Consider the following 25,474-nt stretch of genomic DNA (forward strand, 5'->3'; position numbering starts at 1 on the left):
TTCCAGAAGAGTGGAGTAGGTTCGTCGGCATGACGGCCGACTTCGAGGCACAGCTGCGGGCGGTCTCGTTGCGCGTGACCCGACCCCGGTTGGCGGTGCTCGCGGCGCTCCGCGACCACCCGCACGTCGACACCGACACCGTGATCCGGCTGGTCCGCGCCGATCATCCCACGGTGTCCCACCAGGCGATCTACGATGTGCTGCGGGCGCTCACCGACGCCGGTCTGGTGCGGCGCATCCAGCCCACCGGCGCGATCGCCCGCTACGAGTCCCGGGTGGGGGACAACCACCATCATGTCGTCTGCCGCTCCTGCGGTGTGATCGCCGACGTGGACTGCGCCGTCGGCTCCGCCCCCTGTCTTACCGCCTCCGACGACCACGGGTTCGTGGTCGACGAGGCGGAGGTCGTCTACTGGGGCACCTGCCCCGACTGCGCGACCGTACGCACCACAAATGACCCGCCAGGTCGGAAGGAAGCACATTGAGCAACGCACAGCACGACGCCCCGTCGAGTGCCCAGGGCGTGGACGACAAGGCGGCGGCCGGCTGCCCGGTCGCGCACGACTCCGTGACCGCCCACGGAAGCGAGAGCGAGAACCCGGCGATCGACTCGCCGACCCCGAAGACCGGCGGTCGTCCGCGGACGAACCGGGACTGGTGGCCCAACCAGCTCGACCTCTCCGTGCTGCACGCCCACTCGTCGAAGGGCAACCCGCTGGGGGAGGACTTCAGCTACGCCAAGGAGTTCGCCAAGCTCGATGTCGAGGCGCTGAAGCGGGACATCACCGAGGTCCTCACCACCTCGCAGGACTGGTGGCCGGCGGACTTCGGTCACTACGGCGGCCTCATGATCCGGATGAGCTGGCACGCCGCGGGGACCTACCGCATCGAGGACGGTCGCGGTGGCGCCGGTGACGGCGGGCAGCGTTTCGCCCCGCTGAACAGCTGGCCGGACAACGCCAACCTGGACAAGGCCCGTCGCCTGCTGTGGCCGGTGAAGCAGAAGTACGGCCAGCAGATCTCCTGGGCCGACCTGCTCGTGCTCGCCGGCAACGTGGCCCTGGAGTCGATGGGCTTCAAGACCTTCGGGTTCGGCTTCGGCCGCGAGGACGTCTGGGAGCCCGAGGAGATCTTCTGGGGTCCGGAGGACACCTGGCTGGGTGACGAGCGCTACGTCTCCGAGCAGCAGATGTCGCAGGGCGTCGGCGCGACCGAGATGGGCCTCATCTACGTCAACCCCGAGGGCCCGCGCGGAAACGCCGACCCGCTCGCGGCGGCGCACTTCATCCGGGAGACCTTTGCCCGGATGGCGATGAACGACGAGGAGACCGTCGCGCTCATCGCCGGTGGCCACACCTTCGGCAAGACCCACGGCGCCGGTGTCGCCGACAACCACGTGGGCCCCGAGCCCGAGGGCGCGCCGCTGGAGGCGCAGGGCCTGGGCTGGCTGAGCACGTACGGCAGCGGCAAGGGCGCCGACACCATCACCAGCGGTCTCGAGGTCACCTGGACCGACCGGCCGACGCAGTGGAGCAACCGCTTCTTCGAGATCCTCTTCGGCTACGAGTGGGAACTCACCACCAGCCCGGGCGGCGCGAAGCAGTGGGTGGCCAAGGACGCCGAGGCGATCATCCCGGATGCCCACGACCCGTCGAAGAAGCACAAGCCCACCATGCTCACGACCGACCTGTCGCTGCGCGTGGACCCGGCGTACGAGAAGATCTCCCGCCGGTTCCTGGAGAACCCTGACGAGTTCGCACTCGCCTTCGCCAAGGCCTGGTTCAAGCTGCTGCACCGCGACATGGGCCCGGTCAGCCGGTTCCTCGGACCGTGGGTGCCGGAGCCCCAGCTGTGGCAGGACCCGGTGCCGGCGGTCGACCACGAGCTGGTCGGCGACGCCGACATCGCGGCCCTGAAGGCGAAGGTCCTGGAGTCCGGCCTCACCACCGCACAGTTGGTCGCCACCGCCTGGGCCTCGGCCGCGAGCTTCCGCTACACCGACAAGCGCGGCGGTGCCAACGGCGCCCGGATCCGCCTTGAGCCGCAGCGCAGCTGGGAGGTCAACCAGCCGGAGCAGCTCGCGACGGTGCTGAGCACCCTGGAGGGCATCCAGCAGGAGTTCAACTCGGCGGGTGGCGCGAAGATCTCCCTCGCCGACCTGATCGTGCTGGCCGGTTCGGCAGCCGTCGAGAAGGCGGCGCGGGACGCCGGTGTCGAGATCACGGTCCCGTTCCACCCGGGCCGCACCGACGCCAGCCAGGAGCAGACCGACATCGAGTCGTTCCGGGTCCTGGAGCCGCGTGCCGACGGGTTCCGCAACTACCTGCGTGCTGGCGAGAAGACCCAGCCGGAGGTGCTGCTGATCGACCGGGCGTACATGCTCAACCTGACCGCGCCCCAGATGACCGTCCTGATCGGCGGCCTGCGTTCCCTCGGCGCCAACGTCGGCGACAGCCGGCACGGCGTGCTCACCGACCGGCCCGGCGTGCTCACCAACGACTTCTTCCGCAACCTGCTCTCCCCGGGCACGCGCTGGAAGGCGTCCGAGTCCGACGAGCACGTGTACGAGATCCGCGACGTGGCCACCGACCAGGTGAAGTGGACCGCGACCGCGGTCGACCTCATCTTCGGCTCGAACTCGCAGCTCCGGGCGCTCGCCGAGGTCTACGCCAGCGACGACGCCCGTACCAAGTTCGTGGCCGACTTCGTGGCGGCCTGGACCAAGGTGATGGAACTCGACAGGTTCGATCTCGCCTGATCGACGCGAACGGCACGAGCCCCGGGCGATCGACGGTGATCGCCCGGGGCTCGTCCCGCGTAACGGTGACGCCCGGCCCGGCTCAGCCCTTCAGACCGGTGTGGGCCAGACCTTCGATGAACTGCCGCTGCGCGATCACGAAGATCACCAGGATCGGGATGGCGGTCATCGACGCCGCCGACAGCTGCACGTCCCACATCGGCCCGCCGTAGGCGTCGACAAACTGGGTGAGTGCCTGCGGCAGGGTGAACTTCTCCGGCGTGGAGAGGAAGACGATCGGCTCCAGGTACAGGTTCCAGCTGTGCAGGAAGGTGAAGATCGCCACCGCGCCGAGCGCCGGGCGGGCCAGCGGCAACGCGATCCGCCAGAAGGTGGCGAAGCGGCCCAGCCCGTCCACCCGCGCCGCCTCCTCCAGCTCGGCGGGGAGGGTGATGAAGAACTGCCGCATGATGAAGGTGGCCAGCACGCTCGGCGCGCCGAGGATCGGCACCAGGATCAGCGGCCAGTGGGTGTCCACCATGCCCCACGAGTTGAACATCCGGAACAGCGGCACGATCGTCACCTCGCTCGGGATGAGCAGTCCGACAAGCACCACCACGAACAGCACCTGCTGACCCCGGAAACGGATCCGGGCGAAGGCGTACCCGGCCAGCGACGAGACCGCCAGGGTGCCGACGGTGACCACTGCCGCGATGTATCCGCTGTTGAAGTACTGCTGCGCGAACGGTTGCAGCTCGAAGACCCGCCGGTACGCGGAGAGACTGGCCTCGGTGGGGATCAGTGACGGTGGGAAGGCGAAGATGTCGCCCACCGGCTTCACCGACGAGGTGACCATCCACCAGGTGGGGAAGACGAACGGCAGGGCCAGCAGGCAGAGCGCACCGTAGAGCGCGACCCTGGCCCGTGCGGAGAGCCTACTGTTCATGGAAGACCCACTTCCTGCGCATCCGCCACTGCACGACGGTGAGCACCAGCACGATCAGGAAGAGCAGCACCGACAGCGTGGCGCCGTAGCCGAACTGGTGGAACTGGAACGCCCGCTGGTACAGGTAGTAGACGAGCACCGTGGTCGAGGTGCCCGGCCCGCCCTGGGTGAGCACGGCGATCTGGGCGAACACCTGCAACGACCCGACCACCGTGATGATCGAGGTGAGCAGGATGGTCGGGCTGATCAGCGGGACGGTGATCCGCCGGAATCGGGTCCAGGCGTTGGCCCCCTCGACCCGGGCCGCCTCGTACAGCTCCGCCGGCACACCCTGCAGGGCGGCCAGGAACAGCACCATGTTCAGGCCGACGTTCTTGACCACCTGCACCACGATCACCGACAGCAGCGCCGTCCAGTCGCCGCGCAGCCAGTTCGGCCCGTCCACACCGGCCACGTCCAACGCCCCGTTGACGCCGCCGTTGTCCTGGAGCAGGAACCCCCACACGATCGTCCAGGCGACCAGGGAGACGACCACCGGGGAGAAGAACAACGTCCGGAACACGACGGTGCCGCGGAGCCGCTGGTTGAGCAGCACCGCGAGCAGCAGGGCCAGGCTGAGGTTGAACGCCACCAGGCCGATCGAGAACAGCGCGGTGACCCGCAGCACCGACGGCAGGTTCGGATCGTCGGCCAGGGCCTGGTAGTTGTCCGCGCCGACGAACTCGAAGGTGCCGGCGAGCACGTTCCATTCGTGCAGGCTGTACCAGAAGACCAGCCCGAGCGGGATCAGCACGAACAGCACCGAGCCGACGAGTTGTGGGGCGACGAAGAGCAGCCCGGCGAGCTGGTCGCGGCGGCGGGTCGTCCACCAGCCGCGCCGCCGGTGCGGGGTGCCCCCGGCGGGGGCGGACCGGTCACCGGCCCGCCCCACGGAGTCCCTGGTCAGGACCGACATCGGAGAAACCTACTTCGCCAGCAGCGGGCTGATCGCGGTGCAGACGCCGTCGAGGACACCCCGAACGTCCGCGTCCGGCCGCCACAGCGGATCGAGCGCGGCCCGGACGGCCTGGTTCAGCTCGGCCTGGCCGGTGTGGCTGGGCTTGACCACGCCCTCGGCGATCCCGTCGATGACGACCTGCTGCAACTGCTCGGGGCTCAGCAGCGGGTTGGTCTTGGCGAGGGTGTCGGCGGTGAGCAGCGAGGTACGCGGCGGCGGGAAGAACTGCGCCAGCTTCGCCGAGTTGGTGGGGTTGGTCAGGTACGCCAGGAAGTCGGCGGCGGCCTCGGCGTTGCGGCCCTGCTTGAGCACGCCCATGCCACCCTGGCCGATCACCGCGTACTCGCCCTTCGGCCCGGCGGGCAGCGGCACCAGATCCCAGCCGAACTTCTGCCCCTCCAGCAGTGACGCGCGGGAGATCTGGGTGATGGTCATGCCGGCGTCACCGGCGAAGAAGTCGGCGGTGGTACCCGGGCCCGGCAGCGCCTTGTCGACGAAGATCCCCCGGTGCAGGACGGTCATCGCCTCGACCATCTCGGCCGAGTTGAAACCGCAGGTACGGCCGTCCTCGCTCCACGCCTGCGCGCCCCACCCGGTCCACACGGTGGACAGGAAGTCCCAGCCCTTGTAGTCGAAGTCGCGGACCACCAGACCCGCCTTGCCGGTCTCCTCCTGCACCGCCTTCGCGGTGGTCAGCGCGTTCTGCCAGGTCCACGTGCCGGCGGCGATCAGCTCGGCCGGGCTCCGCGCGCCGGACGACTTCACCAGGTCGGTGTTGACGAACACCCCGAACGGCGAGGTGGAGAAGGGGTACGCGTACAGCTCGCCGCCGACCTGCCACAGCTTCGTCGCGGCCGGGGCGAGTTCGTCGAAGACGTACCCCTCGGTGTTCTTGAGGGTGTCGGTGAGCGGCACGAGCGCACCGGAGGTGACGAAGTCCGGGGCGGAGTTCTCCAGCACCCAGGCCAGGTCGGGCGGGTTGCCGCCGGCGATCTGCGTGGTCAGGGTGGTGGTGTAGTTCTCGAACGGGATCGGGTCGAAGGTGATCCCGGCGACGTCCGGGTTGCTGGCGGTGTACTCGGCGGCGATCTCGTTGAACAGTTTCAGGTGGGCCTCGTTCGCCGACCAGGTGGTCATCCGCAACGTGACCGGGCCGTCGGACTCGGCGGAGTCGCCACCGCAGGCGGTCAGGCCGAGCAGCGCGGTGAGCGCGACGACGGCCGTCAACCGGTTCCTCATGGGGGATATGTCCTTCCTCAGTAGCCGGCGATGTCGGGCCAGCGCAGCTCGACACCGGAGTCGGCGAGGCGGTTCTGGAAGTCGGCCAGCAGGCCGGGGGTGTAACGCACCGCGCGGGGGGTGACCCGCCGGGCCAGGCAGAAGTCCGCGAGCAGGCCGGCGACCTCGCCGACGTTCCACTCCACGGGGTGCAGGCGGTAGGAGCCGTTTGTGATGTGTGTGGTGCCGATGTTCTTGCCGGCGGGCAGCAGGTTCTCCGCCCGCCGGGGGATCAGGGCGCCGAGCGGGATCTCAAAGGGGCAGGAGGCCACGTCGATGTAGTTGTCGCCGCCGGTGGAGGGGTGCAGGTCGATGCGGTACATCCCGACACCTACCGAGTCGGCGTAGCTGACCGCGCCCTTGTCGCCCCGGATCTCCAGGGAGAGGTCCTGCTCGACGACCGTGTACTCGGCGCGGATACGGCGCGACTCGCGGATGTAGGGCGCCTGGGCCAGCCCGCTGTGGGTGAGGTCGCCGCCGGTGGCGGCGGTGCCGTTCCCGGTGACGTCGCCGCGCAGCCGCAGGCTGGGAAAGCCGGTGCCGCCGTCGGCGCGGGGCGCCTCGGTCTGGAGCCAGTACAGCACCGACAGGGAGAGTTCCCGGGCCGCCTCGATCCGTGCGTCCGGATCGGGTACGTCGATGACCGGCTGCTCGAAGTAGTCGAGCATCGGCCAGTTGACCAGGCAGATGTCGCTGTCGTAGGCGCCGGGGGCGAAGTTGCGCCGGGCGGCGATCCGGCGGAACGTCCACAGGTTCCCGTCGCCCGGGTTGACCCGCTGGTCGGCCTGAACGAGCCAGGGGTCGTCGTCCGGGTTGGGGGTGAAGCTGCGTTCGGAGATGTCCAGGGTGCGCGGGTTGGGGGAGCGGAACGACAGCATCCGGTCGCCCCAGAACGGCGGTCGGTATGCCCGCCAGAAGTCGTACGCCGCCGGCTTGTCGATGGTGTGGTCGCCGTCGACGTGGTCGACCGCGAAGCACACCGACACCGCCTGCATGTTCGCCGGTTGGGCCTGCTCCGGTGCGCTCGGCTCACCGGTGTCCGCCCGTGACTCGAAGCCTGTCACGTACTCGGTGCCGGTCAGCGGCAGCAGGTCACCGGTCTCGGTGGCGTCCAGCACGTACGGCGCGGTCAGGTGAATCCGCTCACCTGTGTGCCGGTGCGCCACGGTGACACCGGTGACCCGGTCGCCGTCGGTGTCGGCGGCCACCGGTCGGTACGGCTTGAGCACCCGCAGCCGCCCGGATCCCCGGTACGGCGCCAGCATGGCCTCCAGCACGGCCACCGCGACCCGGGGCTCGTGGCAGAGTCGGCTGACGTGCCCGGCACCCGGGTTCAACGCGGTGGTGCGACGGGCCCGGTCGGTCAACGGATACCAGCGCCGGTAGTGCTCCCGGATGCCGTCGCGCAGCGCCCGGTAGCTGGCGGTGACACCGAAGTGCTCCACCCAGGAGTGCTCGTCCGGCGGTACGGCCTGGCTGGTGAGTTGCCCGCCGAGCCAGTCGTACTCCTCGGTCAGCAGCACGCTGCGACCGGCGCGCAGCGCGGCCAGGGCGGCGGCCACGCCGCCGAGCCCACCGCCGACGATGAGCACTTCGGCCTGCATTTCGGGCACGGTCGTCCTCTCAGGGGTTGGTCGAGGGTCACCGGGGCAAGACGTGGCGACCGGGAAGAGCTGGTCAGTGCCGGGGCGGCAGCAGGGTGACGCCGTCGACCGGCTGGCACGGCAGCAGCCGCTGGGTCACCGTGCCGGGCATCGCGGCGAGCAGCCCGGTGAGCACCTCGACGGCCTGCCACCCCATCTCGCGGCGGGGGATCCGGAAGCCGGTGAACTCCAGGTCGCGGGTGGTCGGTCGGGTCGGATCGCCGAGCGCCAGGATGGACAGGTCGGCGGGTACGGTCAGGCCGCGCTCGGCGGCGACGGCGGCCAGGGCGACCCCGTCGGCGTACTCCTCGACCATCACGGCGGTGACCCCGGCGGCGAGCAGCGCGTCGAGCAGGTCGGCGGGGGAGCGGTCGGTGGGTTCGTGTCGGGTCGGCAGCCCGGCCGCGTCGAGGGCGGCCCGGTAGCCGGCGAACCGGTCGGAGTGTGATTCCGGGCCGGACCCCTGACCGAGGTACGCCAACCTGGTGTGCCCGGCGTCGAGGGCCCGTCGCACCATGTCGGCGGTGGCGGTGGTGTAGTCCGCGCCGACGTACGGCACCGGCCCACCCGCGTCGTCGCGCCGGCCGACCGACACGAACGGATGCCCCTCGGCGACCAGCCGGCCCAGCTCGTCGCGGTCCAGTGACCGGCCGAGCAGGACGCAACCGTCGGCCAACCGCAGCCGGTTGTCGTCGTGGAAGATGCGCCGCCGGCCGTCGGTGACCGGAGCGCTGGTGAGCAGCAGCAGGTCGCAGCCGAGGCGTTCGGCGGACTCCTCGATGCCGACCAGGAACGGGTGGTAGAAGTCGCCGGTGCCGGCCGGGAACACCGGCTCGTAGGTGAAGACGCCGAGGATCCGGTTGTGCCGGGCGGCCAGCCGCCGGGCCACCGGGTCGGCGACGTACCCGGTGTCCCGGATGGCGAGCAGCACCCGTTCCCGGGTCTCCGGGGCGATCCGGACGCTGCCGTCGTCGCGACCGTTGAGCACCAGGGAGACGGTGGCCTGGCTGACACCTGTCATCCGGGCGATGTCCTGCTGGGTCACCCGCCTACGCGATCCGGTCACGTTCCGTGTCCAATCGTTTCTGCGCTAATACGCATTAGCTACGTTGGTGTGAAATCCTGCGACCCGTCGCGGCTCGCCGTCAACCCCCGTCAGCGGAAAACTTCTCGCGGAAGTGGGCGTGATAATTCGTATTAGCGCCTTGACCGAGGTCACCGTCGACCGCAGACTCATCGATCACAAGCGCTGCTCCTTCATGGAGCCCGATCTCACGCACGGTCACCGGCAATCGTTGCGGCGACCGCCGTCCACGCCGGCCACCACCGACCTGCCAGTCCCAGCCGGCAGTGCGGTCCCACCACCGTCCCCAGCTCCGCCATCGACGAGCGTCCCACTCACGATCGGAGATCCGCATGACCGACAGCTCCCTACCCGGACCCGCCGCGCTGAGCCGCCGTGGCCTGCTACGCGGCGCGGCCCTGCTCGGCACCGCCACGGCCGCCGGCACCGCGCTCGGCGGCGCCCTCGCCGCCGGTCCCGCCCTCGCCGGCCCGGCCGGCTTCCCCAGCTACCGGTACGTCCGCGACGCGTTCGCCGGGCCGCTTGCCTACAACCCCACCGGCGAGACGATCTTCCCCTGCGTACGTGGGGTCTACGACAAGATCTCCGGGGCCCGGGGGCGGTACTACCTCTACTACGCCCCGCACGACGCGCCCGGCGGCATCTGCCTGGCCTACGCCGACCGGCTCGAAGGCCCCTACACCGAGCATCCCGGCAACCCGATAGTCGACCGGGTGCTGCCCACCACCACGGTCAGCCACGTCTCCTCACCGCACGTGGTGTGGAACGCCCCCACCAGGGAGTTCTTTCTCTACTTCCACGGGGAGAACTTCACCACCCGGGTGGCCCGGTCCCGTGACGGCATCACCTTCACCGACGAGACGCCGATCCTGAGCACGCGCCTGGTGCCGAACACCACCGAGACCTCGTACGCCCGGGTCTTCGAGCACGCCGTCGCCGGGAAGGACAACAGGTACGTCATGCTCTTCATGGGCGCGCACACGGTCGGCCCCGGCACCCGGAAGATCTTCTGGGGCTGGTCGCCGAACGGCTGGGACCAGTGGCAGTTCGCCCCGAACCCGCTGATCTCGCCCGCCGGTGACGGGCTCACCGACATCTCCAGCCCGCACCTGCTCAAGCGCAACGGCACCAGCTACGTCGCCTACCACGGCAACGACGGACGGATCCGGCTCACCGAGGTCGGCAACAACTTCGACCGGGAGGTGCACCTCGGGGTCTTCCACGCCCCGATCGCCTCGGACAACGGTCGGGTCGCCGCGCCCGCCTTCGGCACCGACGGCGGCGTTTCGTACATGATCTACGAGGCCGGCCCCCGGCTCGACGCCCGCATCTGCATCGCCCGGGCCGTCTGACCGGTGCGGGGCGCCCGCCCCGCACCGGTCAACACCGGCCACCGCCACCCGGTCACTGCCGCCGCACGGAGACGAACCCGGCGACCGCTGCGGCGGTGACGAAGGCGACCACCACGGCCGACGCCTGCCCCAGGGTGGCACCACCACCCTGGGGCGGCCCCGCACCGCCGACCACCGCGACCGGCGGCGCGGTGGTCGCCTCCGGCGGGGCGGCGAGCACGGCGTTCGTGGCGATCAACCGCGGTGCCGGATGCTCGCTGTCGGCGGTGATGTCGATCCAGTCGTACGAACCGCCGTCGGCGCACCGTTGCAGCACCGGGAAATGCAGTGTGTCGCCGGCCCGGGCCACGATCCGGGCGGTCACCCCCACCTCGGCGGTGTCCCGGCCGGGTCCGGTGAACGTGACGCGGTCACCGGCGACCGAGGCGGTCCAGCCCTGCGGTGGCACGGTGTCGGACGCGGTCACCCCGTCCGGCAGTGCGACGACCAGTTCGGTCGTGGGTGAGTCGTCGCAACTGTGGTCGAAGCTGAACGTCAACGTGGTCGTACCGTCACCGTTCGGCTGTGCCCGCGCGACCTCGACGTGGGCGGCAGCCGGTACCGCACCGAGCAGCAGATATCCGACGAAGCCGGCCGTCGCCACGCCGACCGTCCTGATCCATCGCCGTGGCGTCACCGGACGTCCACGGTGAAGCGGGCGATCGGATTCTCGTACTTGGAGGTCCGCACGCTGGCCTGCACCACCCATGACCCGGCGAGGGGCAGGTCGACCACGGCCTCGTACCGGCCCGGGCCGGTACGCGCCACCGCCCGCTCCAGTGGGCCGATGTCCATCGCCGGCAGCAGCACCGTCAGCTTCGGGTCCGTCACCGGGACCACCGGCTGACCGGCGGCGTCGACGAGTTCAAGTTCCATCGAGTTCACTCCTACCTGTCCGGGGGTGAACCGGGCGACCGCGCGACCCGGACCCAGCGGTGTCTCCACCACGAGCGGGCCGCTGCCGGCGTCCGCCACCGGCCGGGGCGCCGCCTCGACGACCGGGCTCTGCGTGACCAGGAACCCGGTTGCGACGACGACACCGACGAGCAGCGCGGCCTCCGCCCGGACGCTACGACGCAGCAGCCGCCACGCCACGGCGGAGCCCTCGTCCCGGTCGGCGGCGACGACGCGCGGCACGAGGCGGTAGCGGTTGTGGGCGGCGACGACGAGAACCACGACGGTCAGCCCGACCTTAGTCAGCAGCGCCACCCCGTACGAGGTGGCCCAGAGCGCTTCCCAGGACCGCAGGATGCGCCAGCTGAGCAGCAGGCCGGCGGCGCCGAGCAGGCCGACGAGGACGGCGGCGGTACGGGAGAACGCGGACACCGTGCGAACGGCCGCGTCGGCTCCCAGGTCGGCCGAGCGGACCAGCGCCCAGGGCAGTGCCACCAACCCGCCCAGCCACACCCCGGCGGTGGTGACGTGCAGGACGTCGGCCGGGACGACCAGCCAGGCCGGCCCGTAGGTGCGGGTATGTCCGACCAGAGCAACAGCCCCCCAGGCGAGGGCGACACCGGCAAACGCCAGAGCGGCCAGCACGGCGTGTCGAGCCGGCCGGCGACCGTCGACCGTCGACTCCACATCCGTCGTCGCCTCGCCTACTGCGCCCACCGGCGGTGGTGTCTCGACGACACCGGGCTCCCGGAGCGGTGGCCCGGCGGATGCGGGCCGCTGTGCTGCCGGGGTCCCGACGGCGGCAGCGGTGGCGGGCTCCGGGCGTGCCCGCACCCCGACGGCGGCGGTGGCGGGATGTCGGATCGCCGGTGCCCCGGCGGTCGCCGTGGCCCACAGCGCGACGCCCAGCCCGAGGACGACCAGCATCGAACTCAGCGCCTCCTCCGACCGCAGACCGGTCAGCCACGGGGCCCCGTCGATGAGTCCGGTCAGCTCGCCACCGTCCTGCCAGGCGGGCACGGCAGGCACCAGCACCAGCCGGGCCAGCACGGTCAGACCCGCCGACCAGCCGGCGAGCCGCAGCAGCCGACGTCGCAGGACCGGTGCCTCGGCGCGGAGCAGCACGAGCAGGAAGACCAGCAGGCCGGCGCTGACCAGCAGGCCCAGATAGGCCACCGCCTCGGCGGCCTGGCGCAGGACGTTCAGCGCGCCGCTCGGACGGCTTTCCGGCACCACCACGGCCGCGCTGCTCGGCGCGCCGACGGCAAAGCTGAACCCACCGGAGACGGGGTGGCTGTCCGCCGAGATCACCCGGAACGCCACGATGTAGGTGCCGTCGGCAAGATCCGGTGGGATGGCCAGGACCACTGTGGTGTCCACCGACCGACTGTCGGTGGACAGTTCGTCGCCCGCCGCATCGAGTAGTCGGACTCCGCCGGGGCGTACCGTCACCGGCTCGTTGAAAGTCAGTGTCACCTCGGCCGGGACGGTGGCCAGCACGGCACCGTCGGCCGGGTCGGTGCCCAGCAGCACCGCGTGCGCGGCGGCCGGTGTCGCTGGCGCGACAGCGGCCAGCAGGCCGAGCAGCGCGGCGAGCACGGCGACCCACGCCCGCCGCGCTCGCCGACCCGGCACGGTCCACGTGCCACGCGACCTCATCCGCAAGGTCGCCCGCCCGTCAGGCGGCCTTGCGGGTACGCAGCAGCGCCAGCCCGCCCGCCGCCAGGCCCAGCGCACCGAGCACCAGGGCGATCCAACTGACCACGCCGGTGCCGCCAGCGGGCTCGTCGGTGGTCTGCGACACCGGCTGCACGGCCGCCTCCTCGACGTCGGCGTCGGCCGTCGCGGTCAGCACGAACGTCGGTGCCGGGTGCTCCAGCTCGTCGGGGTCCTGACCGGCGGCGGGCATCTCCACCCACGGCGTCTCACCCTGCTCGCAGGTCTGCACGGCCGGGAAGGCAAGCGTCTCGCCGGCGGCGTCCGGCAGTTTCAACGACAGCTCGAAGGTGTCCCGCAGATCGGCCGGCAGCGGCGTCTTCGCGGTGTAGACCACCTCAGTGACCCGCTGCGTGATCTCGTTGCCGTGGCTGTCCTTGACCGGCGGGTTCAGCTCCGCCATCACCTTCTGCACGGTCCAGTTCGAGTTCACCGTCGGCGTGACCGAGATGATCTGCTCCGGAATCTTGATGGACACCTTTGTGGTGGCCGACTTGTCGCAGCCGTGCGGCACCCCGAACGTCAGGACGGTGTAGGAACCCGCGGTGGTGACCGACGGACTGACCGTGACGTGCGCGGCGGCCGGCGCTCCGGTGAGCGCCACCGCCGCGGCGGTGAAGAGCCCGAGGGCGCCGACCTGCGCGACCCTGCGACGTCTGAGAACCATCATGGGACAACCTTTCCGGAGGGCGGCCCGCGACCTGCGCGGCACGTCACATTCACGTGGTCGGGTGTCGACCACCCGAAGTTCCCGCCCGTGCCCCCATCCCACGATGCGGGCGAGGCGCCCGGCTGTCCGTGTCAGGTCACCTCCGGTACGCCGGACCCGGACATGCGGGTGGCGGCCACCGCCCTGAACGAGCGATGGCCGCCACCGGCCCTACCTCACCGGCTCGACCCGGTCGGCATGGTCAGCCGACCAGGTCCCGCCGGGTGTCACAGGTTGGCGCAGTACCCGATGCTGAAAGTGCTGGCACCGGCAGCCAGGGTCCGGTTCCAGTCGACTCCCCGGATGCGGTAGCTGCCGTCGGCCAGCCGCTCCCGCTTGAAGTTCCAGGCGTTGTAGACCTCACCCTCCAGATCGACCACGGCGGTCCACTCCACGGCCTTGTCGCCGTTGTTGGTGGCGGTGATGGTCGCGCAGTAGCCACCGCCGCTGTCGGAGTTCCAGCGGGCGATCCGCTCCATCGTGATCTCCACGTTGGAGCCGGCGACCAGCCGGCCCACACCCCAGCGGGCGGTGGTCTGGTAGCCCTCGCCGTTCTGCTCGGCCCAGTTGCGGATCGACGTGCGGGTGCCGTCGGAGGCGTCGTTGACCTGGAAGTCCAGGCCGTGGAACGTGCCGAGACCACCGTATTCGAGCAGGCTGATCGCCGCCTCGACGGTGTAGCCGGTCTCGGTCCGCACGGCCGCGCTCTCCAGCCGCCCGGCCTGGAACGCCTCGTCACCGGTACCGAACGAGACGACGTTGTCGGCGTTGATCCGGATCTGGGTGTCGTCGTAGCGGAACGGACCGTTCTTGACGTTGCCGGCGTCGACGTAGATCTCGACCGAGTCCTGGGTCCACGGGTCGGAGCCGGAGACGTCCACCACCGGGTCGGTGACCTCGGCCAGCACGTACAGCGTCTGGCCCCGCCAGAGGGTGCGCACGTTCGCGGTCGCACCGTCGGTGCCGGAGACCTGCTTGGTGGTGGCGACCGAGGCGGCCTGGGACCAGACGGCGTCCACGGCACCGTCGATCACCGGTGCGGCGGCCGTCTCGCGGACCTCCAGATAGGACAGCTCCTCCACCAGGCTCAGGGTGCCGACGGCACCCGGAGTGTTCCAGCCGGAGGTGGTGCCGTTGTCGGTCACCCGCACGTCGAGGGTGCGGGTCTGGCCCTCGGCGGCATCGGTGAGCGGCAGGTGGGCGACCAGGTGGTAGCCACCGTCCCGCTCGGCCGCCACGGCCGGCACGTCGCCGCTGCCGTCGCGGGAGACGCGGTAGGTCTCCTCACCCAGGGCGAAGGTGACCCGGTCCTCGTCGGAGTCCGAGGCGTCGTCGACGGTGACGTACGCGGTCAGATGATCCGGCGCCCAGCGCAGCTGGAACCGCGCCGTGTCCTCGATCGGGTGCAGCGGCAGCTTGCGCCAGGTCAGATCCTTCGGCGCGGCGGCCGTGATCGCCACGTCACCGGCGAAGACGTTGGCGGTACGCAGGCGCGCCGGCAGTTCGCCGTCCACCGCGCCGTAGTAGGCGGGCTTGGCCCGCAGGTTGTCGTCGAACAGCAGCGGCGCGTTGGCCGACCGCCACGAACGGCCGTCGGTGAGACCCCAGACCGTGACGGCGAACAGGTCGTCGGTGTGCTCCCGGAAGATCCGGAAGGCGTCCCGGTAGAAGTAACCCTGCTCGATCAGTCGCGCCTGGGTCACCGGCGTGCCGGTGGTGACGTCGAGTTCGGTGACGGCCTGGGTCAGCGGCAGCTCCGCGAAGGCCTCCAACGTGGTCTCCAGGCTGCTGACCGGCGTGGCCAGCGAGACGTGGAACTGGTGACCCACCCCGTCGATCGGCACGTCGCGGTCGACAAGTCGCTGCACCAGCGCCCGGTAGCGGGCCTGCTTGCCACTCTGCTCGGTGTTGTAGTCGTTGATGAACAGGGTGACCGGGTCGCTGCCGGGTACGGCGTGGACATCGTTGAACGCCTCGTGCGCGTACTCGAACGACAGGTCGATGAAGCTCTCGCCGAGGATCCGGTACCACTCGCTGCGGCGCAGACCGTCGGCGTACTCGCTGCTGTCGCTGATGACCTCGTTGACCACGTCCCAGGCGTACAACGGGTTAGTGGGGGAGCCGAACGGGCCGTAGCGGTCGGACAGTGACTCGGCGACATTGAAGATGTGGGTCCGCAGCCGGTCACGCAGCACCTGCTGGTGTGCGGCGGACGTGCTCAGCGGTTGGCCGTCGGCGTCCTGGAAGAACCAGGCCGGGGTCTGGCTGTGCCACACCAGCACGTGACCGTAGACCCGCAGGTCGTTGTCGCGGGCGAAGTCCATCACCGTGAGCGCCTGCTCGTGCGGTCGGAAGGTGCGCTCGTCGTCGTACCAGGCCTCGGGCTTCATGTGGTTCTCGTGGGTGACCTGGTTGAAGTGCCGGTTCAGCAGCTCGGCGCCGCCGCCCACCGTCTCTCGGGCGTCGATCGCCACGCCGACCGGGAAGTCGGTGGTCTCGTGGATGCCGGTGAGGTCCTCGATGACCGGCGGCTCGGGCACCCGTACGACGATGTCGTCGACCAGGAAGTCGCTTGTGTTGCCGGCCACGTCCGCGCCCTGCCAGCGGGTCTCGAAGTAGAGCAGCGCCTCGTCCGAGGCCGGCATGGTGAACCGGGCGCTCACCTCGGTCCAGCCGGTGTTGGTGATGGACTCGAACTGGGCGAGGGTGCTGAACGACTGGCTGCCGCCGGAGGTGCTGGCCAGGCTGAGCCAGATCTGGTCGGTCGACTGGCCTTCGGCGAACCGCAGCCAGGCGCTGAACTCGTAGGTGACGCCCGCCTCGAACAGGCCGGCCACGTCCCGCCCGAGTCCGGCGCCCTGGTTGACCCGGTCGGTGACCAGCGCCGCGGCGGACCCGCCGTGCGCGATGTCGCTGATCTCGACGGTCGGGGCGCCGGGGCCGCTGTCGCGCGGTCCCCAGCCGTCCAAACCGTCCTCGAAGTCGGTGTCGATGACGACGGTGCCTGGCTCAGGCCCGCCCGGTCCGCTGTCCGGGGCGGTGATCAGCACGTCGTCCAGGAGGAACGGGGTGCTCTCCGCCGCCTCGACGTAGAGGGTGGCGGCGCTGAGCCCGTCGGGCATCGTGTAGGTGCCGCCGATCTGCGCCCAACCGTCGGCGGTGGTGGGCACGTCCCCGCCGATCCAGGTGTAGGTGTTGTCGCCGCCGTCGGCCGGGGTCGCCTCGACGGTGAAGTGCACGCCGGCGGTGCCCTCGGTGCCGGCCGGCAGCTTCACCCAGGCGGTGACCGAGTACTGCGTACCGGGTCGGAACAGCGCTGTCGCGCTCGTCGCCGGGCCCTGCCAGTTCGCCGTGCGGCCGGTGACCGACAGGCTGCTGTCGCTCTCGTGTCCCTCGTCGGTGATGGCGAGAGTGACGTCACCGCGCGGTCCCCACGGGGTGAACGAGCCGGACTCGAAATCGTTGGCGAGGATGACCTCCGCGGCGGCGGCCGGTGGGGCTGCCACGGCGATCGTCGTCACCAGGGCGGCCGAGCAGAGCAGGGCGAGGGTTCGGGACCGGCGTCGTGATCGATGGGAGAGGCTCCAGAGATGCATCGGTGTCCCTCTATGTAGAATCGGTGCTGGCGGGTGTGTCTGACGTGGGCCTTCGGACGGATTTAAGCGCGTGCATGCTATGTCGAGACCACCGCTGTGACCAGAACTTCCGGAAGTTTCCGGTAACGACGCGACGCCGTGCGGCACGGGTCAGGGCGGCGTCGGCCCTGATGCTTCCGCTACCTCAGTGGTCGCCCGGCCGGCCGCTGCGTCACCATCGGACGGGCCGAGGCGCCGGCCCGGTACCGGAAGACGTGCCGGTAGGTCTGCGGCGTCATTCCGCTGATCCGGCCGAAGTGCTGGCGCAGGTTGGCGCCGCTGCCGAAGCCGGTGCGGTGGGCGATCCGCTCCACCGGATCCTCGGTGGTCTCCAGCAGTTCCTGCGCCAACCGGACCCGCTGCTCCAACAGCCACTGCAACGGCGTGGTGCCGAGGGCGTCGCGGAACCGCCGGGCCAGGGTGCGCGGACTCAGGTTTGCCGCGCGAGCCAGGTCGGTCACCGACAGCGGCCGGTCCAGGTGTTGCCGAGCCCACTCCAGCACCGGACTCAGGTCGGCAGGGGAGACTCCCCGCACCGGCGGTGCCGGATACTGGGTGTGATCGGCGCCCCGCTGCGGTGCCACCACCATCCGCCGGGCCACCTCGTTGGCCACCGCGGCGCCGTGGTCCTGTCGCACCAGGTACAGGCACAGATCGATGGCGGCGGCCGTACCCGCCGAGGTGAAGATGTTCCCCTCCGCCACGTACAGCACCCGGGGGTCGAGGTCGACGAGCGGGTAGCGGCCGGCGAAGTCCTGCGCGTTCATCCAGTGCGTGGTGGCGCGGCGACCGTCGAGCAGACCGGCCGCGGCGATCGGGTACGCCCCGGTGCAGAGACCGACGATGCGGCTGCCCCGCGCGTACGCGGCGCGCAGCGCCGCGACCAACTCCGCCGGGGGATCGATCTGGGCCGGCCGGGCGCAACCGGGCACCAGCACGGTGTCGGCCTCGACCAGATCGTCCAAGCCGTGCGCGGGGTCGAGCCAGGAACCACCAGTGGTCCGTAACGGACCCGGCTCGGCCGCGCAGAGACGCAGCTCGTACCACGGGTCGACGATGTCCCGCCGGTCGGTGCCGAACACCTCCTGCGGGACCGCCAACTCGAAGATCGGCAGGTTGTCGGTCACCGCCACCGCGACGACGTGTGGACGCATGGCAGAAATCTAACGCAGCTCGGCGTCAATCCGGCTGTTCCGGCCCGCCGGCAGGTACGACGGTGATCACATGACTCAGACCCATGCCACGCCGGTGACCGGCGGACGGCTCACCGCCGCCCAGGGCACCGCTCTCTACGTCGGCGCCGTACTGGGTACCGGAGTGATCGCGCTGCCCGCGTTGGCGGCCGAGGCCGCCGGACCGGCCTCGCTGCTCGCCTGGCTGCTGCTCGTTATCGTCTCCGCTCCGCTGGCGGCCACGTTCGCCGCGCTCGGCGCCCGCCACCCGGACGCGGGTGGCGTCTCGACGTACGCCCGAATGGCCTTCGGACCGCGGGCGGCGGCGGTGGTGGGCTGGTGTTTCTACTTCGCGATACCACCGGGTGCCTCCGCGGCGGCGCTGTTCGGCGCCGCCTACGTCGAGGCGGCGGTCGGCGGCGGCACGCTCACCATCGCGGTCACCGCCGTGCTGCTGATGGTCGCGGTCACCGTCACCAACCACTCCGGTGTCCAACTCGCCGGGCGGGTCCAGCTCGCACTCGCCGGGGTGCTCGTCGCGTTCCTGCTGCTGGCGGTGCTGCTGTCGCTGCCGCACGCGGACGCCGCGAACTTCGCGCCCTTCGCCCCGCACGGCCTGACGGCCGTCGGCCCTGCGGCGGCGCTGCTGATGTGGAGCTTCGTCGGCTGGGAGGCGATCACCCACCTGACCGGCGAGTTCCGCCGTCCGGAGCGGGACCTTCCCCGGGCCACCGCGGCGGCGGTCGTCGTGGTCGGTGCGCTGTACCTGGCGGTGGCCTTCGCGACAGTCGCCGTGCTGGGCTCGGCGGCGGCCGGGTCCCCGGCGCCGCTTGGCGAGTTGTTCGCGGTCGCGCTCGGCGGGGACGCCCGCTGGTTGGTCGCCGGGGCGGCGCTGCTGCTGACCTTCGGCGCGATGAACGCCTACTACGCCGGCGCGGCGAAGCTCGGTGCGGCGCTCGGCCGCGACGGGGCCCTGCCCGGCTGGCTCGCCCGGGGCAGCGTCGCCGGTGAGGTGCCCCGCCGCAGTCTCGCCGTCACCGCCGCTCTCGCCTTCCTGGCGCTCGGCGCGGTACTGGTCACCGGGCTCGGCACCCGCTCGCTGGTGCTGCTCGCCACCGGTTCCTTCATCACCGTCTACGTCATAGGTGTCGCGGCCGCGCTGCGGCTGCTGCCCCGCCGCAGCGCGGCCTGGTACGCCGCCGCCGCGACCATCGGCGTGGTGCTGGTCCTCCTGGCCATGACCGGCGTCTACCTGCTCTGGCCGGTGGCGGTGACCGGGGCGGCGCTGCTCTATCTCCGGGTGCGCGGCCCGAGCCGCGCCTGATCGGCGACGCGTACCTGACAGACGCGCACCGCCCGCCGGGATTCGGGGCTCGGCGGGTGGGTGCGGTTCGGTGCCGGCGCGCGATCGGCGCTTGTTAGGCTTGGCCCAGCGGATCAACCGCGCGGTACGCAGCGAGGAGCGCGACATGCTTTCGGGGGACGACGACATCTCGGGGTGAGCAGCCCCGCCGCCGTGCTGGTGGCCTGTCGTGTCGTGGCCCTGTCTGCTGACCGGGGCGCCGGTGGCGTTCCCGGCTTTCCTCCCGAGGTCTCCTGCGATGTCCGACGTCTGCGTCGTCTGCACCAATCTGTCCTTTTCCTGGCCCGACGACACCCAGGTGTTCCGGGATCTGTCCTTCACCGTGCCGTCGGGTCGCACCGGCCTGGTCGCGCCGAACGGCGCCGGCAAGTCGACACTGCTGCGCCTGATCGCCGGTGACCTCGTACCCACCGGCGGCGGCGTGACGGTCGAGGGGGTGCTCGGCCACCTGCCACAGAACCTGCCGCTGACCGGTGACCTGACCGTGGCGGAGGTGCTGGGGGTCGCCCCGGCACTTACCGCGTTGCGAGCGATCGAGGCCGGCGACGCCAGCGAGGAGAACTTCGCCGCCGTCGGTGACGACTGGGACGTCGAGGAGCGCAGCCACGCCGAACTCGACAGGTTGGGGCTGGGCGAGGTGGCGTTGGATCGTCGCCTGGGCACCCTCAGCGGCGGGCAGGCGGTCTCCCTCGGCCTGGCCGCCCAACTGCTCCGGCGTCCCGACGTGCTGCTGCTCGACGAGCCGACCAACAACCTCGACATCGACGCCCGACACCGGTTGTACGCGGTGCTGGAGAGCTGGTCCGGGTGCCTGTTGCTGGTCAGCCACGACCGGATGCTGCTGGACCGGATGGACCGCATCGCCGAACTCGACGGCGGGCAGCTGCGCCTGTACGGCGGGAACTTCACCGCGTACGAGGAGGCGTCACGGGCCGCCCGGGAGCTGGCGGAGCGCCAGGTCCGCAGCGCCGAGCTGGAGGTCAAGCGGGAGAAGCGGGAGATGCAGCAGGCCCGTGAACGCGCCGAGCGGCGGGCCGGTAACGCCGCCCGCAACCTGGGCGACGCGGGCTTGGCCCGTATCGTCGCCGGTGGACTCAAGCGCAGCGCCCAGGAGTCGGCGGGTCGGGCCCGGCAGGCGCATGCCAGCCGGGTCAGCGACGCCCAGGCGCGGCTCGACGAGGCTGGCCGGGCGCTGCGGGAGGATCAGGCGCTGGCGGTGGAGCTGCCGGAGACCGACGTCCCGGCCGGCCGGACCCTGGTCGAGGGGCAGCGGATGCAGGTGCGGTACGGCACCCGGACGCTGTTCGCCGGCGATGGCGTCGACCTGACCATCCGGGGCCCGGAACGGATCGCGTTGACCGGCCCCAACGGCGTCGGCAAGTCCACACTGCTGCGGCTGTTGCTCGGCGACCTGGACCCGCAGGGCGGTCAGGTGCGGCGGGCCGACGGCCGGGTGGCGTACCTGTCGCAGCGGTTGGACCTGCTCGACGCGGACCGCACCGTGCTGGAGAACCTCACCGCGTACGCTCCGCAGCGCCAGCAGTCGGAGCGGATGAACCTGCTGGCCCGGTTCCTGTTCCGGGGTGCCCGCGCCCAGTTGCCGGTCGGCGTCCTCTCCGGCGGAGAGCTTCTGCGCGCCACCCTGGCCTGCGTCCTGTACGCCCAGCCGGCGCCGCACCTGCTGCTGCTCGACGAGCCCACGAACAACCTCGACCTGGTGAGCGTGGGTCAGCTGGAGAATGCGTTGCACGCCTACCGGGGCGCGTTCGTGGTGGTCAGCCACGACGAGAGGTTCCTGCGCGACATCGGCGTGAGTCGGTGGCTGCGCCTCGACGGGAGTGGCCTGCGCGAGATCCCCGCTCCCGAGCCCGACTGAGTCTCAGTTACTGGCTGGGCCGCCCCTGACCTGGGCCGTCTCCGGCGGGCAGCACGAAACGGCGCAGGGTGACCCCCGAGCCGTCTGGCGCATTCCACCTGGCGATCTCGGTGGCCACGTGTCGCCAGCCCTCGCGTTCGTACAGCGCGACGGCTGGTGACCGGACCTGGTCGACGACCTCCAGGGTCAGGTCGAGGTGCTGCTGCGCCGCCCATCGCCGCGCCTGCCGGAGCAGGTCGGCACCGACCCGACGGCGGCGGAAGGTGGGTGCGACGAACAGCCGGGCGACCTCGGCCGTGGGACGGCCGGGAGCGCCGTGTCCGGCCGGCGGGGTGCGGTGGACGGCGAGGTGCCCCGCCAGGCCGCCCTCGCCGGTCTCGGTGACCCACGCCCGCCACAGCTCCGGCGGGCACAACCAGCGGGTCGGATCGCTGGGCCAGTTGAGCGGATAGCCGTCGACGCGGTGCACCTCGGCCAGCAGGTCGACGCATCCGGGCAGGTCGGCCGGCTGGCGATCGCGGATGGTGAGCGAGGTCATCAGGCCATTTTCAGGCGTCTCGCAGGATTGCGACGATGGGGGGTTGCCGGGTGATTGAACAAGTGTTTAATCTGGTGTCGTGACGTCCTTGGGCGGTGGTTCGGGGGAGCGCGATGGCGAGACGGCCACCGCGAGCCGCATCCGGGACGCCGCCATCGCGCGGTTCGCCCGCGACGGCTTCCGGGCCGGGTTGCGTACCATCGCCGCCGACGCCGGGGTGACCGCCGGCCTGATCGTTCACCACTTCGGCTCGAAGGACGGGCTGCGCCGTGCCTGCGACGAGCAGGTGCTGGAGTTCATGCGCCGGGAGAAGGAGAAGGCGCTCACCGACGGCACCGGGACGATGCTGCTGGCGCAGATGGCCCAGGTCGAGCAGTTCGCGCCGATGGTGCAGTACCTGCTGCGCAGTATGCAGGCCGGCGGGGAGCTGGCGGCCCAGCTGATCGAGCACATGATCAGCGACGCCGAGGCGTACCTGTCCGCCGGGGAGGCGGCAGGGGTGGTGCGACCCAGCCGCGACCGGGCCGCCCGCACCCGTTACCTGGCCTACCAGGCGACCGGCAGCATGCTGCTCTGGTTCACCCTGCACGGCGCCGACGCGGAGCCGGAGAAGTTCCCACTCCTGTTCCGCCGCTACATGGCGGAACTCGCCCTGCCGGCGCTGGAGCTGTTCACCGAAGGGCTGCTCGTCGACCGGTCGATGCTCGACGAATACCTGATGTACGTGCCGGATCCGCCGTCCCCGGACAACGCCGCCGACTCCGACGGTACGGCGAACTGACCGCCACCACGCCACGGCGTGGCCACTCATCCGCGAACCATCGCGCACCACACCGGATCTCCGCGAGGCGCTGCCCGGATCCGCGTGATCGACCACAACTCATCCCGGCATCGCCCGGGGCTACCTCGAACGAGGTCACCATCATGACTGCTGCCATCGACATCCAGCACCTCCACAAGTCCTTCGGCCGGGTCCGGGCACTTGACGGACTCGACCTGCGGGTCGACGCCGGCACCGTGCACGGCTTCCTCGGCCCCAACGGCGCCGGCAAGTCCACCACCATCCGGATCCTGCTCGGGCTGCTGCGCGCCGACGCCGGCCAGGCTCGGCTGCTCGGCGGTGACCCCTGGGCCGACGCGGTCGCCCTGCACCGGCGGCTCGCCTACGTGCCCGGCGACGTGGAGCTGTGGCCCAACCTCACCGGCGGCGAGGCGATCGACCTGTTCGCCCGGCTGCGCGGCGGCACCGATCCGGTCCGCCGCGACGAGCTGTGCCAGCGCTTCGACCTGGACCCGAGCAAGAAGGGCCGTACCTACTCCAAGGGCAACCGGCAGAAGGTGGCGCTCATCGCGGCCCTGGCCAGCGACGTCGAACTGCTCCTGCTCGACGAGCCCACCGCCGGTCTGGACCCGTTGATGGAGGCGGTGTTCCAGGAGTGCATCCGCGAGGTCAAGGACGCCGGCCGTACCGTGCTGCTGTCCAGCCACATTCTCGCCCAGGTCGAGGTGCTCGCCGACCAGATCTCGATCATCCGGCAGGGAAAGATCGTCGAGACCGGTTCGCTCACCGAACTGCGCCACCTCACCCGTACCTCGGTCGAGGCCGTCACCGACCGACCGGCCGACGGCCTCGCCAACCTGGCCGGGGTGCACGGGCTGCGCGCCGACGGTGACCAGGTCCGCTTCGAGGTCGACGGCGACCAACTCGCCGTCGTGGTACGCGAACTCGGTGACCTCGGTGTGCAGGGGTTGACCGTCCGACCACCCACGCTGGAGCAGCTCCTGCTGCGCCACTACGGTGACCGGCTCGTCCACAACGGCGCCGCGGAGGTGGGGTGATGGCCACGACGACGCTCGACCGCGCCGCACCGGCCGGCACCGGCAGCACCGTCACCGGGACCGGCAACCTGCTGCGGTTCATGCTGCGCCGCGACCGGATCCGGTTGCCCGCCTGGACGCTCGGCCTGCCGCTGCTGATGACGTACTTCGCCGCCGCCCTGGACACCATCGCGCAGACCCCGGAGGACCTGGCCGGGCTGACCGCCTTCACCAGCAGCCCCGCCGGAGCCCTGTTCGGCGGACCGGGCTTCGGCTTCGACGACCTGACGATCGAACGCTTCCTCGCCGGCCAGTACGGCCTCTACATTCTGCTCGGCGCCGGCCTGATGGGCCTGCTCACCGTGGTCCGGCACACCCGGACCGAGGAGCGGACCGGTCGGGCCGAGCTGGTCCGCGCCAACGTGGTCGGTCGGCACGCCCAACTGACCGCCGCACTGACCCTCACCACAGTGATGGCGGTGCTTGTCGCGCTGCTGATCGGCGCGATGATGACCAGCCGTGGCTTCGACGCCGGCGGGTCGATGGTGTTCGGCGCGTCGGTCGGCGCGGTGGCCCTGGCCTTCGCCGGCATCGCCGCGGTCACCGTCCAGCTGTCGGAATACCCACGGGCCGCCTCCGGCATGGCCGGCGCCGCGCTCGGTGCGGCGTTCGTGCTGCGCGGCCTCGGTGACATGGCGGCGGTGCAGGGCAGCGGTCCGTCCTGGCTGTCCTGGCTGTCGCCGATCGGCTGGTCCCAGCAGACCGCCGCGTACGTTCACGACCGCTGGTGGCCGCTGGCCGTCTCGCTGGCCTTCGCGGCGGCCACCGCCGCCACCGGCTACCTCCTGTCGGCGCGACGCGACTTCGGTGCCGGCCTGGTGCCGCCCCGTCCGGGCTCGCCACGGGCGGCGAGCTGGCTGGCCGGGCCGTTCGCGTTCGCCTTCCGGCTGCACCGGGCGAGCCTGATCGGCTGGAGCGCGGCGCTGCTGGTGGCCGGGGTGGCCTACGGCTCGTTCACCCAGCCCCTGCTCGACGGTTTCGAGAACGCACCCGAGGACCTGGTGGAGGTCATGGGCGGTGGTTCGGGTGACCTGCTCGCCGGCTACCTCGGCATGATGGGCCTGACCATGGCGCTCGTCGTCGGCGTCTACGCGGTACTCGCGGTGCAGTCGCTGCGCGCCGAGGAGACCGAGGGCCGGGCCGAGCCGGTGCTGGCCACCTCGGTCAGCCGGACCGCCTGGATCGGCAGCCACATCGCCGTCGTGGCGCTCGGCGTACCGTGGCTGCTGCTGGTCGCCGGTGCGGGCATGGGGATCGGCGCGGCGGCGAGCACCGGCGACGCGGGTCTGCTCGGTGACCTGCTGGTCGGCCACCTCGCGCACACCCCGGCGGTCTGGCTGGTTCTCACGGCCGCCGCCCTGCTCTACGCGGCGGCACCGAGGCTGCTACCGGTGATCTGGATCGTGCTCGGCTACGGGCTGATCGCCGGCTACTTCGCCCCGATCCTGGAGCTTCCCGAGGGTGTGTTGCGGCTGTCTCCCTTCGAACACGTGGGGGAGTATCCGCTGGAGGACGTCAGCGTGGTCGCGGTCGGGGTGCTGACCGTCCTCGCCGGTGCCCTCACCCTGGCTGCCGTGTCCGTCTTCCGTCGGCGCGACCTGGCCGGCGGCGCCTGAC

At 71.2% G+C, this 25,474-nt stretch carries 19 protein-coding genes and 1 pseudogene; 9 read left to right on the forward strand and 11 right to left on the reverse strand.

Going from position 1 to position 25,474, the window contains the following annotated elements:
* The first annotated feature begins 29 nt into the window (after nt 1-29).
* Both CLT74_RS04475 and katG read left to right on the forward strand, forming a co-directional pair.
* Nucleotides 30-485, forward strand: a complete 456-nt coding sequence (locus CLT74_RS04475; protein WP_099845400.1) for a Fur family transcriptional regulator — start codon at nt 30-32, stop codon at nt 483-485.
* On the forward strand, nt 482-2,758 hold the full coding sequence (gene katG, locus CLT74_RS04480) for a catalase/peroxidase HPI (RefSeq protein WP_099845401.1): 2,277 nt from the start codon (nt 482-484) through the stop codon (nt 2,756-2,758). The genes CLT74_RS04475 and katG overlap by 4 nt, the downstream gene beginning before the upstream one ends.
* Nucleotides 2,759-2,840: 82 nt before the next feature.
* Here the strand turns inward: katG and CLT74_RS04485 are convergent, their stop codons facing one another.
* The 5 genes from CLT74_RS04485 to CLT74_RS04505 form a co-directional block, all read right to left on the reverse strand.
* A complete protein-coding gene (locus CLT74_RS04485) occupies nt 2,841-3,683 on the reverse strand; it encodes a carbohydrate ABC transporter permease (protein ID WP_099845402.1) in 843 nt (280 codons plus the stop codon).
* Nucleotides 3,673-4,638, reverse strand: coding sequence for a carbohydrate ABC transporter permease (locus CLT74_RS04490; RefSeq protein WP_099845403.1), 966 nt, complete (start codon nt 4,636-4,638; stop codon nt 3,673-3,675). The genes CLT74_RS04485 and CLT74_RS04490 overlap by 11 nt, the downstream gene beginning before the upstream one ends.
* A 9-nt stretch (nt 4,639-4,647) precedes the next feature.
* Entirely contained in the window at nt 4,648-5,919 is a 1,272-nt protein-coding gene (locus CLT74_RS04495) for an ABC transporter substrate-binding protein (protein WP_099845404.1), read from the reverse strand.
* A gap of 17 nt (nt 5,920-5,936) precedes the next feature.
* Nucleotides 5,937-7,562 (reverse strand): FAD-dependent oxidoreductase, encoded by a 1,626-nt coding sequence (locus tag CLT74_RS04500; protein WP_099845405.1) that lies wholly within the window; start codon nt 7,560-7,562, stop codon nt 5,937-5,939.
* Between the two features lie 73 nt (nt 7,563-7,635).
* Complete coding sequence (locus CLT74_RS04505) at nt 7,636-8,646, reverse strand: LacI family DNA-binding transcriptional regulator (RefSeq protein ID WP_486581979.1); 1,011 nt, start codon at nt 8,644-8,646, stop codon at nt 7,636-7,638.
* A gap of 371 nt (nt 8,647-9,017) precedes the next feature.
* Between CLT74_RS04505 and CLT74_RS04510 the strand changes: the two genes are divergently transcribed.
* Nucleotides 9,018-10,037, forward strand: a complete 1,020-nt coding sequence (locus tag CLT74_RS04510; protein WP_199172105.1) for a hypothetical protein — start codon at nt 9,018-9,020, stop codon at nt 10,035-10,037.
* A 52-nt stretch (nt 10,038-10,089) separates the two neighbouring features.
* Here the strand turns inward: CLT74_RS04510 and CLT74_RS04515 are convergent, their stop codons facing one another.
* The 5 genes from CLT74_RS04515 to CLT74_RS04535 all read right to left on the reverse strand — a co-directional run bounded on the left by CLT74_RS04515 (nt 10,090) and on the right by CLT74_RS04535 (nt 18,184).
* The gene (locus tag CLT74_RS04515) at nt 10,090-10,713 is read right to left on the reverse strand and encodes a DUF1775 domain-containing protein (protein ID WP_158240204.1); all 624 of its coding nucleotides are present in this window, start codon (nt 10,711-10,713) and stop codon (nt 10,090-10,092) included.
* Nucleotides 10,710-12,629, reverse strand: coding sequence for a copper resistance protein CopC (locus CLT74_RS04520; protein WP_099845408.1), 1,920 nt, complete (start codon nt 12,627-12,629; stop codon nt 10,710-10,712). The genes CLT74_RS04515 and CLT74_RS04520 overlap by 4 nt, the downstream gene beginning before the upstream one ends.
* 19 nt (nt 12,630-12,648) lie before the next feature.
* The gene (locus CLT74_RS04525; RefSeq protein ID WP_199172106.1) at nt 12,649-13,356 is read right to left on the reverse strand and encodes a YcnI family protein; all 708 of its coding nucleotides are present in this window, start codon (nt 13,354-13,356) and stop codon (nt 12,649-12,651) included.
* A 266-nt stretch (nt 13,357-13,622) separates the two neighbouring features.
* Nucleotides 13,623-16,991: an endo-1,4-beta-xylanase gene (locus tag CLT74_RS04530; protein WP_099845409.1), complete on the reverse strand. Its 3,369-nt coding sequence runs from the start codon at nt 16,989-16,991 to the stop codon at nt 13,623-13,625.
* A 179-nt stretch (nt 16,992-17,170) separates the two neighbouring features.
* A complete protein-coding gene (locus CLT74_RS04535) occupies nt 17,171-18,184 on the reverse strand; it encodes a helix-turn-helix domain-containing protein (RefSeq protein ID WP_099845410.1) in 1,014 nt (337 codons plus the stop codon).
* A 70-nt stretch (nt 18,185-18,254) separates the two neighbouring features.
* Between CLT74_RS04535 and CLT74_RS04540 the strand changes: the two genes are divergently transcribed.
* Together CLT74_RS04540 and abc-f are read left to right on the forward strand one after the other, a co-directional pair.
* Nucleotides 18,255-19,526, forward strand: a complete 1,272-nt coding sequence (locus tag CLT74_RS04540) for an amino acid permease (protein ID WP_099845411.1) — start codon at nt 18,255-18,257, stop codon at nt 19,524-19,526.
* Nucleotides 19,527-19,803: 277 nt separating this feature from the next.
* Nucleotides 19,804-21,441: a ribosomal protection-like ABC-F family protein gene (abc-f, locus tag CLT74_RS04545; protein WP_099845412.1), complete on the forward strand. Its 1,638-nt coding sequence runs from the start codon at nt 19,804-19,806 to the stop codon at nt 21,439-21,441.
* Between the two features lie 7 nt (nt 21,442-21,448).
* Here the strand turns inward: abc-f and CLT74_RS04550 are convergent, their stop codons facing one another.
* Nucleotides 21,449-21,979, reverse strand: coding sequence for a GNAT family N-acetyltransferase (locus tag CLT74_RS04550; protein WP_099845413.1), 531 nt, complete (start codon nt 21,977-21,979; stop codon nt 21,449-21,451).
* 79 nt (nt 21,980-22,058) lie between these two features.
* Between CLT74_RS04550 and CLT74_RS31135 the strand changes: the two are divergent.
* The 4 genes and pseudogenes from CLT74_RS31135 to CLT74_RS04565 form a co-directional block, all read left to right on the forward strand.
* A pseudogene (locus CLT74_RS31135) lies at nt 22,059-22,244 on the forward strand (TetR/AcrR family transcriptional regulator); the annotation flags it as partial.
* Nucleotides 22,245-22,277: 33 nt separating this feature from the next.
* Complete coding sequence (locus CLT74_RS04555) at nt 22,278-22,760, forward strand: hypothetical protein (RefSeq protein ID WP_486582696.1); 483 nt, start codon at nt 22,278-22,280, stop codon at nt 22,758-22,760.
* Nucleotides 22,761-22,903: 143 nt separating this feature from the next.
* The gene (locus tag CLT74_RS04560) at nt 22,904-23,818 is read left to right on the forward strand and encodes an ABC transporter ATP-binding protein (protein ID WP_099845415.1); all 915 of its coding nucleotides are present in this window, start codon (nt 22,904-22,906) and stop codon (nt 23,816-23,818) included.
* Entirely contained in the window at nt 23,818-25,473 is a 1,656-nt protein-coding gene (locus CLT74_RS04565) for an ABC transporter permease (RefSeq protein WP_099845416.1), read from the forward strand. Before CLT74_RS04560 ends, CLT74_RS04565 begins: the two co-directional genes overlap by 1 nt.
* The last annotated feature ends 1 nt before the right edge of the window (nt 25,474 follow it).

The sequence above is a fragment of the Verrucosispora sp. CNZ293 genome, assembly GCF_002754655.1.